At 60.7% G+C, this 13610-nt stretch carries 13 protein-coding genes and 1 pseudogene; 8 read left to right on the forward strand and 6 right to left on the reverse strand.

Going from position 1 to position 13610, the window contains the following annotated elements; all coding sequences use genetic code 11:
* Window positions 1-289: 289 nt before the first annotated feature.
* The gene (smpB, locus tag PQR54_RS21885; RefSeq protein ID WP_012433428.1) at window positions 290-736 is read right to left on the reverse strand and encodes an SsrA-binding protein SmpB; all 447 of its coding nucleotides are present in this window, start codon (window positions 734-736) and stop codon (window positions 290-292) included.
* Window positions 737-836: 100 nt separating this feature from the next.
* Here smpB and PQR54_RS21890 point away from each other — a divergent pair, with 100 nt between their 5' ends.
* Both PQR54_RS21890 and PQR54_RS21895 read left to right on the forward strand, forming a co-directional pair.
* Window positions 837-1274 carry a type II toxin-antitoxin system RatA family toxin gene (locus tag PQR54_RS21890; protein ID WP_028199353.1) on the forward strand — a complete coding sequence of 146 codons (438 nt, stop codon included), beginning with the start codon at window positions 837-839 and terminating at the stop codon, window positions 1272-1274.
* The gene (locus PQR54_RS21895; RefSeq protein WP_408249271.1) at window positions 1271-1603 is read left to right on the forward strand and encodes an RnfH family protein; all 333 of its coding nucleotides are present in this window, start codon (window positions 1271-1273) and stop codon (window positions 1601-1603) included. Before PQR54_RS21890 ends, PQR54_RS21895 begins: the two co-directional genes overlap by 4 nt.
* 88 nt (window positions 1604-1691) lie before the next feature.
* Here PQR54_RS21895 and PQR54_RS21900 read toward each other — a convergent pair whose 3' ends face one another.
* Window positions 1692-2669, reverse strand: a complete 978-nt coding sequence (locus tag PQR54_RS21900; RefSeq protein WP_408249273.1) for a DMT family transporter — start codon at window positions 2667-2669, stop codon at window positions 1692-1694.
* A gap of 272 nt (window positions 2670-2941) precedes the next feature.
* On the opposite strand from PQR54_RS21900, the gene guaB reads away from it, so the two are divergent.
* From guaB to PQR54_RS21920, 4 genes and pseudogenes are all read left to right on the forward strand, one after another.
* A complete protein-coding gene (gene guaB / locus PQR54_RS21905; RefSeq protein WP_408249275.1) occupies window positions 2942-4402 on the forward strand; it encodes an IMP dehydrogenase in 1461 nt (486 codons plus the stop codon).
* Between the two features lie 6 nt (window positions 4403-4408).
* Window positions 4409-5146: a hypothetical protein gene (locus PQR54_RS21910; protein ID WP_408249277.1), complete on the forward strand. Its 738-nt coding sequence runs from the start codon at window positions 4409-4411 to the stop codon at window positions 5144-5146.
* A 203-nt stretch (window positions 5147-5349) separates the two neighbouring features.
* On the forward strand, window positions 5350-6933 hold the full coding sequence (gene guaA, locus PQR54_RS21915) for a glutamine-hydrolyzing GMP synthase (RefSeq protein ID WP_408249279.1): 1584 nt from the start codon (window positions 5350-5352) through the stop codon (window positions 6931-6933).
* 255 nt (window positions 6934-7188) lie between these two features.
* Window positions 7189-7575, forward strand: a pseudogene (locus tag PQR54_RS21920) (phage integrase central domain-containing protein); the annotation flags it as partial.
* Between the two features lie 317 nt (window positions 7576-7892).
* On the opposite strand, the gene PQR54_RS21925 reads toward PQR54_RS21920, so the two are convergent.
* Window positions 7893-8087, reverse strand: coding sequence for a hypothetical protein (locus PQR54_RS21925; protein WP_408249281.1), 195 nt, complete (start codon window positions 8085-8087; stop codon window positions 7893-7895).
* Window positions 8088-8223: 136 nt separating this feature from the next.
* On the opposite strand from PQR54_RS21925, the gene PQR54_RS21930 reads away from it, so the two are divergent.
* Entirely contained in the window at window positions 8224-8574 is a 351-nt protein-coding gene (locus PQR54_RS21930; RefSeq protein WP_408249283.1) for a VOC family protein, read from the forward strand.
* Window positions 8575-8766: 192 nt separating this feature from the next.
* Here PQR54_RS21930 and PQR54_RS21935 read toward each other — a convergent pair whose 3' ends face one another.
* Window positions 8767-9561: an SDR family NAD(P)-dependent oxidoreductase gene (locus PQR54_RS21935; protein WP_408249285.1), complete on the reverse strand. Its 795-nt coding sequence runs from the start codon at window positions 9559-9561 to the stop codon at window positions 8767-8769.
* A 622-nt stretch (window positions 9562-10183) separates the two neighbouring features.
* On the opposite strand from PQR54_RS21935, the gene PQR54_RS21940 reads away from it, so the two are divergent.
* Entirely contained in the window at window positions 10184-10651 is a 468-nt protein-coding gene (locus tag PQR54_RS21940) for a CPBP family intramembrane glutamic endopeptidase (RefSeq protein ID WP_408249287.1), read from the forward strand.
* Between the two features lie 896 nt (window positions 10652-11547).
* Here PQR54_RS21940 and oxlT read toward each other — a convergent pair.
* Window positions 11548-12831, reverse strand: a complete 1284-nt coding sequence (gene oxlT / locus PQR54_RS21945) for an oxalate/formate MFS antiporter (RefSeq protein WP_408249289.1) — start codon at window positions 12829-12831, stop codon at window positions 11548-11550.
* On the reverse strand, window positions 12828-13583 hold the full coding sequence (locus PQR54_RS21950) for a gamma-glutamyltransferase (RefSeq protein ID WP_408249291.1): 756 nt from the start codon (window positions 13581-13583) through the stop codon (window positions 12828-12830). The genes oxlT and PQR54_RS21950 overlap by 4 nt, the downstream gene beginning before the upstream one ends.
* Window positions 13584-13610 lie beyond the last annotated feature (27 nt).

A 13610-nucleotide genomic window follows, 5' to 3' on the forward strand; every position in this document is an offset into this window, starting at 1 on the left:
AAAGCACCGAAAGCACCGAAAGCACCGAAAGCACCGAAAGCACCGAAAGCACCGAAAGCACCGAAAGCACCGAAAGCACCGAAAGCACCGAACGAAAGCGTTGCCCGCCGCTTTTGCCGGCTCGCAAAAAGAAAATGGCCCGCGAACTATGCGGGCCATTTGCCTTTCAGCGCTTGTGAGGCGCGCTTCCTTGCCACATGCGAGCCGATCGCAGCGAATGGTTGGCAGACCAAACGCGGCATAACGGCACACCGCCCGCCATCAACCGTCGATCAAACCAGGCGAGCCATCAAGTCGGCGAGCGCATCAAGCGCGCCTTTTCACGTTCCCAATCTCGTTTCTTTTCGGTCTCGCGCTTGTCGTGCTGCTTCTTACCCTTGGCGAGCCCAATCTCGCATTTGACGCGGCCGCCCTTGTAGTGAAAATTCAGCGGCACGAGCGTGTAGCCGCGCTGCTCGACCTTGCCGATCAGTTTGCTGATCTCTTCGCTGTGCAACAGCAGCTTGCGCGTGCGTACCGGATCGGGGTTGATATGGGTCGAGGCTTCGGGCAGCGGGCTGATGTGCGTGCCGATCAGGAACAGTTCGTTATTCTTGATAACGACGTAACCTTCCTTGATCTGGCCGCGCCCGGCGCGCAGCGCCTTGACCTCCCATCCTTCGAGCACGAGCCCTGCTTCATAGCGTTCTTCGACCGAGTAGTCGTAGAAGGCTTTTCTGTTGTCGATGATGCTCATGAATGGAAAGTGCCCAACTCGTTTAAAATCACGATTTTAGCAAAGCGGGGCAAGGAAAGCCCGCTGCGCTCGTCCACCCTTGCCACGCGCTGTTCAATTTATGGCAGATGTCCAGAAAACCGTGTTGATCCGCCATTCGGCGGAACAGATGTTCGACCTCGTCACCGACGTCGCCGATTACCCCAACTTCCTGCCGTGGTGCGGGGGAGTCGAAATCCGCCGCCAGGATGAAACCGGCATGGAGGCGAAGATCGATATCAACTTCAAGGGCATCAAACAGCACTTCGCCACGCGTAACAGCATGGAGCGGCCCACGCGCATCGATATGGAGTTCGCGGACGGCCCGTTTCGCAAGTTCACGGGCTTCTGGCGTTTTACGCCATTGCGCGCCGATGCCTGCAAGATCGAATTCGCGCTGCACTACGAATTCACCAATATCATTCTCGAGAAGATCATTGGCCCGGTGTTCAGCCACATTGCCAATACCTTCGTCGAATCGTTCGTGAAGCGCGCCGATCAGCGTTACGGTAAGGCATGAGCGCGCGCTTGTCGATTGAAGTCTGTTATGCGTCGGCCGGCGAGCAGGCACTGATCGCGCTGGAATTGCCCACAGGCGCCACGCTGCAGCAGGCGCTGGACGCAAGCGGCATCTTGCGGCGGTTCCCGCAGATCGATCTGGGCACGCAGAAAGTGGGCGTGTTCGGCAAGCTCAAGCCGCTCGACGCGGTGCTGGCCGACCATGACCGGGTCGAGATTTACCGGCCGTTGCTGGTCGATCCCAAGGTGTCGCGTCAGCGGCGCGTCGAGAAGACCCGCAAGGCGGGCTCGATCGAAGGGCGTCGCTGGCAGAATAAGGATTCGCGGTAACCGGACTTTGCGAGGGCGGGTGCAAGGCGGCGGCCATGTACTGCGTCCGCCAAGCCTCAACCAGCCGCGCCTCCGGTCACGCCCCGCTTCAAGGCGCCGACACCTGCGGCTTTTCCTTGATCCGTGCGGCCGCAGACGTATCGTCGTCCGCATGCTGGCGCACCGACCAGCACACGCCGGCCACCAGCAGCAGAATCGCGGCCAGCTCGAGCGGACGCGGCAGTCGCTGGTCATAAATGAACGCGTAAAGCAACGCGAAAAGCGTTTCGAACACGATCATCTGGCCGGAGAGCGTCAGCGGCAGCCGTTTCGATGCAGCATTCCACAGCCCGTTGCCAAGCCACGACGCACCGATCGCGAGCCCCAGATTGAGCATCCAGAAGGTGTGCCAGCGTCCGTCGGCCAGTTCGCCTTGCGGGCCGCCCGCCGGCAATACGGCGACCACGAGCCATAGCGCAGCACCGAGCGCACCCGTCACCACGCCCCACAAGACTGACCACTCGTTGCCGCTGAAATGTGTCTGACGCTGCAGATAACGGGCGTTTTCGACCGCGAACCACGTCCAGCACCCCAATGCGCCGACCGCGCAGGCGAGCCCGATCAGCTTGGTGACGACGCTCACCGGCGTGCTTTCCGCCACCGTAAACACGTCGATGTTGATGCAGGCGATGCCCGCCATCACCATCGCGAGCGGCCAGGCGAGGCGGGCGAGCGGCACCGCGCCGTGATCGCGCCGGCCCAGCAGCGTCACCGTGACGGGCAGCACGCCGACGATCAGCGACGCCGGCGCGATGCCGATCAGGTGCACGGCCGCCGTCAGCAGCAGGTAGTAGAGGAGGTTGCCGGCCAAAGCCAGCTTCACCAGCGCGCCGAGATCCTCGCGGGTCAGGCGTTTGACGAGCGAGCGCGCCATGGGCAGCGCGGCGGCCAGCGAGACGATGCCGTACATCGTGTAGCGGCCCGCGCTCAGAAGCAGCGGCGAAAAGTCCGGCAGCACGCGCGGCACCAGAAAAACCATGCCCCATAAGGCCCCGGCCATTACTCCATATGCCACACCGCGCTGCATCGACTGCCCCTGCAAAAAAACTGGAATGGTCGGCAGAATAGCCGGTTGGCGGCTCCGGCGTCTTGTTCGATTCTGCAATTCGAGCCCGCCGGCAACTCGCTGCGCCCGAACGCGCAAACGAAACCCGATCGAACCCGAGGCGAACAGCCAAGCGAAATCCAGGGGCCCGATGGCGCGAAAAAAACCGCCCGAAATTCGCTAAGCTGCTGTTCGTGCAGTGAAAACCAGGGAGGTATCGCGTATAATTCGCTTTTGCGCCTATAGGATTTGCCATGCGTCTGATCCAAACAGCACTCACGTTCGATGACGTGCTCCTCGTCCCGGCTTTCTCCGATGTTTTGCCGCGCGACACCAGCCTCAAGACCCGGCTGACCCGCAACATTTCCCTGAATATGCCGCTCGTGTCCGCCGCCATGGACACTGTCACCGAAGCACGCCTCGCCATTGCGATGGCGCAAATGGGTGGCGTGGGCATCATCCACAAGAACCTCACCGCAGCCGAACAGGCGCGTGAGGTTGCGAAGGTCAAGCGTTTCGAATCGGGCGTGGTGCGCGATCCGATCACGGTGCCGCCGCAAATGAAAGTGCGCGACGTGATCGCACTGTCGCAGCAGCATGGCATTTCGGGCTTCCCGGTCGTCGAAGGCGCGCAGCTCATTGGTATCGTCACGAATCGCGACCTGCGTTTCGAAGAGCGTCTGGACGAGCCGGTGCGTAACATCATGACGCCGCGCGAGCGTCTCGTCACCGTCAAGGAAGGCACGCCGCTCGCCGAAGCCAAGGCGCTGATGCACAGCCATCGCCTCGAGCGCGTGCTGGTCATCAACGACGCATTCGAACTGCGCGGCCTGATGACCGTCAAGGACATCACCAAACAAACCGAACACCCGGACGCCTGTAAAGACGAACACGGCAAGCTGCGCGCGGGCGCGGCGGTCGGTGTGGGCGCAGATAACGAAGAGCGCGTCGAACTGCTGGTGCAGGCGGGCGTCGACGTGATCGTCGTGGATACCGCGCACGGCCACAGCCAGGGCGTGCTCGAGCGCGTCAAGTGGGTCAAGCAGAACTTCCCGCACGTCGAGGTGATCGGCGGCAACATCGCCACCGCGGCGGCCGCCAAGGCGCTCGTCGAATACGGCGCGGACGGCGTGAAGGTCGGTATCGGCCCGGGCTCGATCTGCACGACGCGGATCGTCGCCGGCGTGGGCGTGCCGCAGGTCACCGCGATCTCCAACGTTTCCGAAGCGCTGAAGGGCACGGGCGTGCCGGTCATCGCCGACGGCGGCGTGCGCTTCTCGGGCGACGTCAGCAAGGCGCTGGCCGCCGGCGCGAATGCCGTGATGATGGGCAGCATGTTCGCCGGCACCGAAGAAGCGCCGGGCGACGTGTTCCTGTATCAGGGCCGCCAGTACAAGTCTTACCGTGGCATGGGCTCGGTCGGCGCGATGAAGGACGGCGCGGCGGACCGCTACTTCCAGGACAACTCCGCGAACATCGACAAGCTGGTGCCGGAAGGTATCGAAGGCCGCGTCGCCTACAAGGGCTCGGTCAACGCGATCCTGTTCCAGCTCATCGGCGGCGTGCGCGCCAGCATGGGTTATTGCGGCTGCCGCACCATCAGCGAGATGAACGACAAGGCCGAGTTCGTGCAGATCACGGGCGCGGGTTTGCGCGAGTCGCACGTGCACGACGTGCAAATCACCAAGGAAGCGCCCAACTACCACGTGGACTAAACGCCAATGAAGCCATTGCTGCGCGCTGTACTCATCCTCGACGCCTTGCTGTTGCTTGCGTTCGGCCTGCTGTTTCTGCTGACGCCGTGGACCTCGTTGTACAACGCGCTGCTTCTGGTGCAAACCCAGCCGGCTCTGGTTGGCCAGGGGTTTGGCGTGGCGCTGATCGGGCTGGCATGGCTGGCCTTCCACGCGTCGATCGACGGCGCGCTTACCACCACCGTCGCCAAGGTGATCGGCCACGTGAACTGGCTGACCGGCGTGCTGATGCTGATCTGGCTGCTCGGTCTGCATACGCCGGCGCTGACCGGTTTCGGGCAGATCGTCGCGGTGCTGACGGGCGTGGTGCTGCTGGTGATCGGTCTGGGCGGCGTGCGTTTGTCAGGCGCGGTGCGGCGGCGTGAAAGAGTGCGACTCGCTGAAGCCGCCGCTGCCGAGCGCGCCGAAAAGCAGGCTGCCAAAGACGCCGCGAAAGACGCGGCCAATCGGCGCGAGCCGGGCCGTGTCACAGCGGGTTTTCCGGTTTATCACGCTGAGCCGGTCGTCGAGCCCGTCGTGCCGGTTACGCATCCTGCCAGTTCCGTGAGTCCCGTTGCAGGGGCGCCGCTTCATCCGGTGGTCGACGAAGCCAGTCTGACGCCGGCCGAACGCGTAGCGCGGGCAGAAGCCGCCGCCGCGCGCGACGAAGCCCGCAACGGCGCGGCCGACGCGCCTGGCGCGCCCCGGCCGCCGTTTCATGGTTGATGCGCTGCGCGCCACACCGTCCGCTGAAGCACCCGGATTCCGTTTGCGTGCACCGTGGGCAAGCGCCTGCGGCGCCGCTCGCGCCAACCCGCTGCATCGTTACGTTTCATGCTCGATCGTCCCCACGTGGACCGCTTTGAATTCAACGCCGCGCATCGCGCGCGGCATTCCGTATCCGCTCACTTTTGACTCCGTCCGCTGCCATGCATGACAAGATCCTGATCCTCGACTTCGGTTCGCAAGTCACCCAACTGATTGCACGTCGCGTTCGCGAAGCCAACGTGTATTCGGAAATTCATCCGTACGACGTCGATGCGTCGTTCATTCGCGACTTCGCGCCGAAGGGCGTGATCCTCTCCGGCGGTCCGAGCTCGGTCACCGAAACGGATACGCCGCGCGTGCCGCAAGCCGTGTTCGAACTCGGCGTGCCGGTGCTCGGCATCTGCTACGGCATGCAGGCCATGGCCGAGCAGCTCGGCGGCAAGGTCGATATCGGCCATCTGCGTGAGTTCGGTTATGCCGAAGTGCGCGCGCGCAATCACACGAGCCTGCTCGAAGGCATCAGCGACTTCACTACGCCGGAAGGTCACGGCATGCTGAAGGTGTGGATGAGCCACGGCGACAAGGTGCTGGAAATGCCGCCGGGCTTCGCGCTGATGGCGTCGACGGAATCGTGTCCGATCGCGGCCATGGCCGACGAAAAGCGCCATTTCTACGGCCTGCAATGGCACCCGGAAGTCACGCACACCGTGCAGGGCCGCGCCATGCTCGAACGCTTCGTGCTGCAGATTTGCGGCGCGCGGGCCGACTGGGAAATGGGCAACTATATCGACGAAGCCGTCGCGAAGATTCGCGAGCAGGTCGGTAACGAGCATGTGATTCTGGGCCTGTCGGGCGGCGTGGATTCGTCGGTGGCCGCGGCGCTGTTGCATCGCGCGATCGGCGATCAACTGACCTGCGTGTTCGTCGATCATGGCCTGTTGCGTTTGAACGAAGCCGAACAGGTGATGGCGACCTTCGCCGATCACCTCGGCGTGAAGGTGATTCACGTCGACGCCAGCGAAGTGTTCCTGCGCAAGCTGGCCGGTGTGACCGATCCGGAAGCGAAGCGCAAGATCATCGGCGCGGAATTCGTCGAAGTGTTCCAGGCTGAAGCCGGACGGCTGACCGATGCGAAGTGGCTGGCGCAGGGCACGATCTATCCGGACGTGATCGAATCGGCCGGCAAGGGCAAGAAAGGCGCGCAGACTATCAAGAGCCACCACAACGTTGGCGGCCTGCCAGAGACGCTGAATCTGAAGTTGCTCGAACCGCTGCGCGAACTGTTCAAGGACGAAGTGCGCGAACTCGGTGTCAAGCTCGGTTTGCCGCCAGCCATGGTGTACCGCCACCCGTTCCCAGGCCCGGGTCTGGGCGTGCGGATTCTCGGCGAAGTGAAGCGCGATTTCGCGGACCTGCTGCGCCGCGCGGACGCGATTTTCATCGAGACGCTGCGTACCTTCATCGATAAGGAAACCGGCAAGTCCTGGTACGATCTGACGAGCCAGGCATTCGCGGTGTTTCTGCCGGTGAAGAGCGTCGGCGTGATGGGCGACGGGCGGACTTACGAGTACGTCGTTGCGCTGCGTGCCGTGCAGACGCTGGACTTCATGACCGCGCATTGGGCGCATCTGCCGCATGAACTGCTGGGGCATGTGTCGAACCGGATCATCAATGAAGTACGCGGGATTAACCGGGTGGTGTACGACATCTCGGGGAAGCCGCCGGCGACCATCGAGTGGGAGTGATTCAAGCTGCTCCCAGGTCGTTCCGCGAGCTCCGGTTTTCCATGTTTTTCTGCTAGAAAACATGAGGTCATTGTCCGGCGTGGTCTGCTGTGATCCGGGCAATGCCAGATGGAAATGTCGGTATCGGTGACGGTACCGACAATTCTTCCTCGGACGGCCTTGTCCGATACCGTCAAATCAGTCCGACGGTATCGGTTGACGGTATGCGTTCGAGGATCCATCACTTTCCGCACGGAAGCCACGCAAGCCAGACGAACCGACTCCACACGAGCGATACGCGAATCGGTATACGAACGGAATCCCGCGTCGGAATTTGGCCGGCTGAAGTTGGAAGAGATCACGCCCGCACGACTGATGGCGCGCTGCGAGAAGATCAAGGAGAGGGCGCTGCTGCCCCTGCCGTGCAGGCCCGCGACATCGTTCTGCACGTTTACCGTTTCGTGCAGGCGCGGGGACTAAAGGTGGACAATCCTGCGGAGGACATCCGCCCGTGTGCGATCGCCAGCTTCAAGCCGCGCGCTCGGACACTGTCGTCTGCCGAAATCCATGCGTTTTTTCTGTGCATTGGAGCAGACGCCGACGATGCCTACGCTGCGCCTTGCTATCAGATTCATGCTGCTCACGCTGGTGCGCAAGTCCGACCTCCGACGACCGCACACGACTTGTCGACAATCGCGACCGTACCTCTGATGCTGGTTCTCGCAATGAACAGCGACCGTGAGCAAAACCGTGGCGAGTCGGCCATCAGAAGAGTCGCACAGAACGGGGCGCAGAGAAGAGCCGTCGTAAAATCTTCGCCAAGGCTCGTATTTTTCGCTTAACTAGGCGCGGAATGTCTTCCCCAGCTCCTGCCCAGCGCAGCCTGAAATAGTGGCGGAAGTTGTAGATCAGCGGCGACCACTTTTCCGGATCGATATGTTTGCCTACCTTTATAAAGGCTTTGTCGGCATGCACCCGGACTATTTCCACTTACGCCGCGACGCCTCCCCAAGTTGCTCGAGCAGGTCGAGCATCATGGTCCATCCCAGCGCCCAAAAAGAAGAGATGGGCGCGATGTTGGTAGCCCCATCTTCGTTGCACGAACTGACAAGGGCTACGGGCGTTCCGAAATAAAGGATCTTGGGCTGGATGGTCTGGAACGAAGAGCCGGTCATGCTTTGCTCCGCGGTGGTTGGTCGCTTTTGCGGCGTTCGGCCCGCGTTTGATCGAGTATGCTCCAACGCTCGGCGCGAACGTTTCATAGGTGTATGAAGTGTCGAGGCATCGTCCCAAGTGCGAAGGAGCCAAAAGTTGCAAGTCAAACGGGTGGTTGCCAATTTCAAGGCGCATGATCTCAATCGGGGTCGGGCGTTCTATCAGGACGTCCTCGGCCTCGAGCTTTTGATGGACCACGGCTGGATCCAGACCTATGGCTCTCACACCGGGATGACCGTTCAGGTGAGCTTCGCCGCAGAAGGAGGCTCCGGTACGCCAGTGCCAGACCTATCGGTTGAAGTGGATGATGTGGACGCAGCACTTGACCGCGTGAAGGCTGCCGGCTTTGCCATCGAATACGGTCCTGTTGACGAATCTTGCGGCGTCCGTCGGTTCTTCGTTCGCGACCCGTTCGATAAGTTGGTCAACATCCTTGCGCATACCTGACCGTTGTCCGCGGGTTTTGGGGGAATCGAAGAGGAACTGAACGTCCCGCTTCGGAGCGCCCGCGAACTTCCGTTGCGGCTCGATCAGAGCCGGTCGTCGTCGGGCTCGATTCGGCCATCAGCGGGCCTTCGACGATCCAGGTGAAATCGCCGACAATCTTCGAAGCCTCGCTTGGTTGCGCGAGGGGCCTTATTACGACCAGCCACCCGTCACCATGACATCCTCTGACGTGATCATGCGGCTATCGTCGGCCGCGAGGAAGAGCGCCATGCGCGCGAGATCACCGGGCTCCAATTCCTCGTCGATGCATTGGCCGCGTCGTATCTCTTCGCGGCCTTCGTCGGTGAGCCAGAGGTTGCGCTGCTTCTCAGTCAACACCCAGCCCGGCACGAGCGTGTTCACGCGGATCCCATACACGCCAAGGTCCTTGGCGAACCCGCGCGTCAGGCCCTGTACTGCCGCCTTACTCATTGAGTAAACCGGGAACTGGCTGCTCTTGAGCATCCAGCAATGCGAGCCGAGATTAATGATCGAGCCCGCGCGTGCCGCCTTCATATCGTCGACCACGGCCTGCGCTGCGAACAACTGATGCCGCACGTTAACTGCAACGCCTGCATCGAACGACTCGGGCGTAACGTCGGCTAGCGCGTGGCGGCGATCGTTCGCCGCGTTGTTCACGAGCACCTCGATCGGTCCGAATGCTTCCCGCACTTCGGCGATGGCCGCGTGCAACGCGGGAATGTCGGTGACGTCGCAGGTGACGAAGAGCGGTTTATGGCGCGCGTTACCGAGCGATTTGGCAAGAGCTGTTCCCGCGTTCGTGTCGATGTCGAGAAAGCCCACACGTGCGCCTTGCGCAACGAAGTGCTCGACGAACGAAGCGCCAATACCACTCGCGCCGCCCGTAATGAGCACGATCCGGTCTACCAGACTGGGATAGCTCGCGTAACGTGCTTGTCTCGAAGATTTTTCGCTAGAAGTTGCCATTCACATCCCGTATTGATTAATCGCTGCGACGACGAAACCGACTGTGCGCCATGCAAGTTTTCTTGTGAGCTTAGCAGGTCCGGCTTCGTGGCGCCCTCCCGTCTGACGCCCAAATGACGCACTGTCTACGAGGAGGTTGCGATCCGCAAAGACGTGCTCGTCGTTGTGCGTTTCCAATACAACGCCGCCGAGCAAGCGACATGGGGGCCAGTAATCAAGCCGATGGACGACCCGCTGCGCCTCGGGGCCGGCCGGCAGCCCGCGAAGGATGGATTTTCAACTCGAAGCGGCCTTTGTAGGCTCTCCCGCAATACGAAAATGTCTAGCTATCCAAGAGACCGCGTCGCGTCTAGCGCACTTGCAAGGTGTCCAGTGAGTGCACCTCGGCGTTGTCATGAGGCCGTCCCTTGGCAAACAGTGGCGGCGTTTGAACGACCGCTTTGGAGAGATGTGGCCGTCCGCAGTGGGTCGGTTCATGCGTTTGGCATATCTGCTGCGATCAGCGATCTGCGAGGCTCGCGTTGGCCCGGGTCCGGCCAGGAAGGGACGTTCGACATTGGCTCCCAAATCGATGACAATAAAAGCGGAAAACAAACATCATTGAACAAGTACGCATTAGCTGATGCTGACAAAATTCCGCGTGTGCATGCAGGAGACCAAATGTTGGATCGTCAAGTTGTCAACTGCGAAGCTGATTGCGTTCGCTTTGATGAGTACGTATCTAGCTGTATTGCCATTGTTGCTTTACGCACCGTTTGCTCCGCCCGGACAAACGCTTGGTGGCCCCGACTTGGGAAAGCACGATTTTCTGAAAATGGTCCTGATGGGCTGTATCGCGGCTCCGCTCATCGAAACGGTGATCATTCAATGGGGATGCCTTAGGCTGCTGAAAAAGCTCCACTGCAAAACCGGGCTCGCGATCTGTATTTCAGCTCTGATTTTTGGCCTTGGCCATAGCTACAGCGTGCCGTACGTTTTTTTGGGAATATTGGTAGGTGCCATATTAGCCACGGTTTTTGTGATCGAAGATGCGCGCAAAGGCCACCCCTTTATCGCGACACTTGCTGTACACGTTCTGCGTACGGAATAACAGCTGTCCTTGCACTAGCCGTCCTTTAACCTTGCGCCATTGCTGCACCGTGAGAGCCATTATTGATCAAAATGATCAAACATGTTCCTTTGCTGCGGTTCAATGACCGGTTGTATATGCAAATTGCATAAGTCGCTCATCGGCGAGAAGCGGCGTTAGACCGGAGACGCAGATTGATTGACGACATATTTTCAATCGTTGCGGAGCTAAAGATGGGAAGCAAATATGCGTCACGGATAGTGTGGTATGTCGTATTGGGTTCGATAAGCATCACCGTGGTTTGGATTCGTGCTCCGATATTGACAGCCGCATTTTTCTCTGCTGTCGCTTCCTACGTCCCGGCGTCACTCCTTTGGATGCTACTAGGGCCATTTTTACAAAGGACTCTTCCGCGAAGCACCATGTTATTTGGAATGCAAGAACGGACTTTGTTGATTTCCGTTATTTTTGGCGGGGCCTGCCTCAGCGTGTTATTCCTATTCTTAGGGAAAGCGACGGCCGCAAGTTTTGGAATCGTAGCGATGTTGGGCGGAACAGACGGTGTGCTCCTCTCACGCGAAGCTCGCACCGCCGGGCCAATTTGAGCGGCCGCTTTGCAGAAAGTTAGGCGACCCTTATGGGTCGGGAGCACGCATTCACGGACAGTGAGACCCGACATTCGCAGCCGTCAGCATGCGAACGGCAGGAAAGCGACCTGCGGAGGACGTGGAGATCGGAGATATGAACAAGACTCGAGAATTCTTGCTACCGTTCGAAATCGACCTCAGGGTTGAAGACGGAATCGCAAGTATCGAATTGCCATTGACGTCATCACCAATCCCCTGACGCGCAGTCGTGCGGCTTAAGGTGTTGTGACAAGCCTTGCTTGCGGAAGGGATGTCGCCCGAATTGACGGGTTATCCTCGCCCTCTGACAAACCGCGCGCGCGTCGGCTTCAGCAGGAACATCGCAAGCGCGGCCGTACTCACATCGAGCACAATCGCACAGCCGAACACCGGCACCCAGCTACCGGTTTGTTGATGCAGCAGCGCGGCCAGCGGGCCTCCAAAGATCGAGCCAATTCCGAACGAGATATACAGCCAGCCGTAATTCGCCGTGGCAAAACGGGTGCCAAAGGTATCGGTCAGCGTCGAAGGGAACAGCGAAAAGATCTCACCCCAGCCGAAAAACACCACGCCGGACAGCAGCACGAACAGGACCGCGTTGTCGCGCGTCATCAGCCAGAGGGCCATCGCCACGCCTTCCAGCGCGAACGCGAAACACATCGTGTTTTCGCGCCCCAGACGATCCGATATCCAGCCGAACAGCGGACGGGTCAGCCCGTTCGTGAAGCGGTCGATCGTCAATGCCAGCGGTAACGCGGCGAGCCCGAAGACGAGTACCTTGCTGACGCCGAAGTCGGCGGCGAAGCTCGCCATCTGGGACGTGACCATGAGGCCGGAGGTAGACATCATCGTCATCATCAGGAACATCAGCCAGAACAGCGGCGTCCTGAGCATCTCGGACGGACGGTAGTCGCGCGTCGCGAGCGCTGTCGGGGATACGGCCGAACCGATATGGGCCGCAGCAGGCGGTACGCGCAGGCCCTGCGAGGCGAGCAGACCGACCGCCGCGAAGATGATGCCGTATAGCCACAGCGTGGATTCGACACCGTGCGCCGCCAGCGATGCGGAGATCGGAAAGGTGGTGACAATGGCGCCCATGCCGTAGCCGGCGGCCGCTACACCGGCGGCGAAGCCACGTCGATCGGGAAACCAGCGAACCACGAATCCGACAACGCCGACGTAGACGATGCCGGTACCAAGACCGCCAATGCCGCCATACGTGAGGTACAGCATCGACGTGGTGTGCGCATACGAAGCCAACACCCAGCTCACGCCTGCCAGCAACGTACCGATCGAGATCAGCATACGTGGCCCGAAACGGTCGATCAGGGCACCCTGGAATGGTGAAAAGAATGCCTGCAGCAGAACCAGCAGGGAGAATGTCACTTGCAGTTCCGGAAGCGCAATGCCGAGTTTAGCCATGAGCGGCTTCGTCATCAGAGTCCAGACATATTGCGGACTCGAAATCGTCATCATGCAAACCAGGCCGAGTCCTAGCTGGATCCAGCGGGTATGCGCGGCTGTTTGCGCTCCGGGCGAGGCGGTGTCGCTGAATGATTGCGTGCGGGTGTTCACTGTGATTCTCTCCGTTTTGGCTTGACGTATCGACAGATGGACGGACGTGCGCCGTTCTTGCCGTCGATCGCGAACGCTCGCGGGTCGTCGATTGAAAAAGGGTGCGGGCGCAACGGGCGCCCGCGGTTCATAGCCCGCCTCCAGCTTGAGCGTTTCACTGGTGCGCCCCCAGGGGCGACCCAGCAGCCAGCGTGTCGCATCGACAGCGGCTTACGATTCCAGCCGAAGTGCGCGATTCGCGAAAGCACGGCGCTTTGCGATTGCGGCTGACCGTCGCCACTCATCTTTGCGTACGCCATCGTTCGTCTATCAGCGAAGCGCGCGAGCGCCGGGTTCAGCGTGTGAAACGGGCGTCGTCCCGGCGTAAGTGGATTGCGTGCGGACGGATCGGGCGAGAGGCTACAACTGCGGTATTGCCAGGCAATGCCCGAATCCGCAAGCACGGGTCCGCCGCCGAACTCGTGATAAACGTTCTGGACAAAGCTGACGGCCACGCGATAAACGTCGATCGTCGCCGCCGATGCCGCCGCTCCCCACGCCTCGGCGCCGACTGGCTCTTCGCCCGGCAGCGAAATCAACCAGAAGCCGTCACCGCCGATGCTGTCCATATACGGATACACCGCTGCGATGCTGGCCGTGGCGGCAATCGTCGCTTCGACAGCATTGCCTCCATCGCGCAGGATCGCGAGCGCGTGGGGTGTGACCGCCATCCCGCGAACGCCCCGCGCAGGATTCAGGAATTCTGCTGACATGTTTCCTCAAAAAACAAAACGATCATT

It is taken from the genome of Paraburkholderia phytofirmans, assembly GCF_046028095.1.
In the GTDB taxonomy this organism is placed as follows: domain Bacteria; phylum Pseudomonadota; class Gammaproteobacteria; order Burkholderiales; family Burkholderiaceae; genus Paraburkholderia; species Paraburkholderia phytofirmans_A.

Excerpts from the sequence above, each read along its gene's own strand:
- PQR54_RS21925 (WP_408249281.1), bottom strand. The coding sequence starts at position 8,087 with ATGACCGGCTCTTCGTTCCAGACCATCCAGCCCAAGATCCTTTATTTC.
- PQR54_RS21940 (WP_408249287.1), top strand. The coding sequence starts at position 10,184 with ATGCTGACAAAATTCCGCGTGTGCATGCAGGAGACCAAATGTTGGATC.
- PQR54_RS21950 (WP_408249291.1), bottom strand. The coding sequence starts at position 13,583 with ATGTCAGCAGAATTCCTGAATCCTGCGCGGGGCGTTCGCGGGATGGCG.
- PQR54_RS21910 (WP_408249277.1), top strand. The coding sequence starts at position 4,409 with ATGAAGCCATTGCTGCGCGCTGTACTCATCCTCGACGCCTTGCTGTTG.
- smpB (WP_012433428.1), bottom strand. The coding sequence starts at position 736 with ATGAGCATCATCGACAACAGAAAAGCCTTCTACGACTACTCGGTCGAA.
- PQR54_RS21890 (WP_028199353.1), top strand. The coding sequence starts at position 837 with ATGGCAGATGTCCAGAAAACCGTGTTGATCCGCCATTCGGCGGAACAG.
- PQR54_RS21895 (WP_408249271.1), top strand. The coding sequence starts at position 1,271 with ATGAGCGCGCGCTTGTCGATTGAAGTCTGTTATGCGTCGGCCGGCGAG.
- guaB (WP_408249275.1), top strand. The coding sequence starts at position 2,942 with ATGCGTCTGATCCAAACAGCACTCACGTTCGATGACGTGCTCCTCGTC.
- PQR54_RS21900 (WP_408249273.1), bottom strand. The coding sequence starts at position 2,669 with ATGCAGCGCGGTGTGGCATATGGAGTAATGGCCGGGGCCTTATGGGGC.
- PQR54_RS21935 (WP_408249285.1), bottom strand. The coding sequence starts at position 9,561 with ATGGCAACTTCTAGCGAAAAATCTTCGAGACAAGCACGTTACGCGAGC.
- guaA (WP_408249279.1), top strand. The coding sequence starts at position 5,350 with ATGCATGACAAGATCCTGATCCTCGACTTCGGTTCGCAAGTCACCCAA.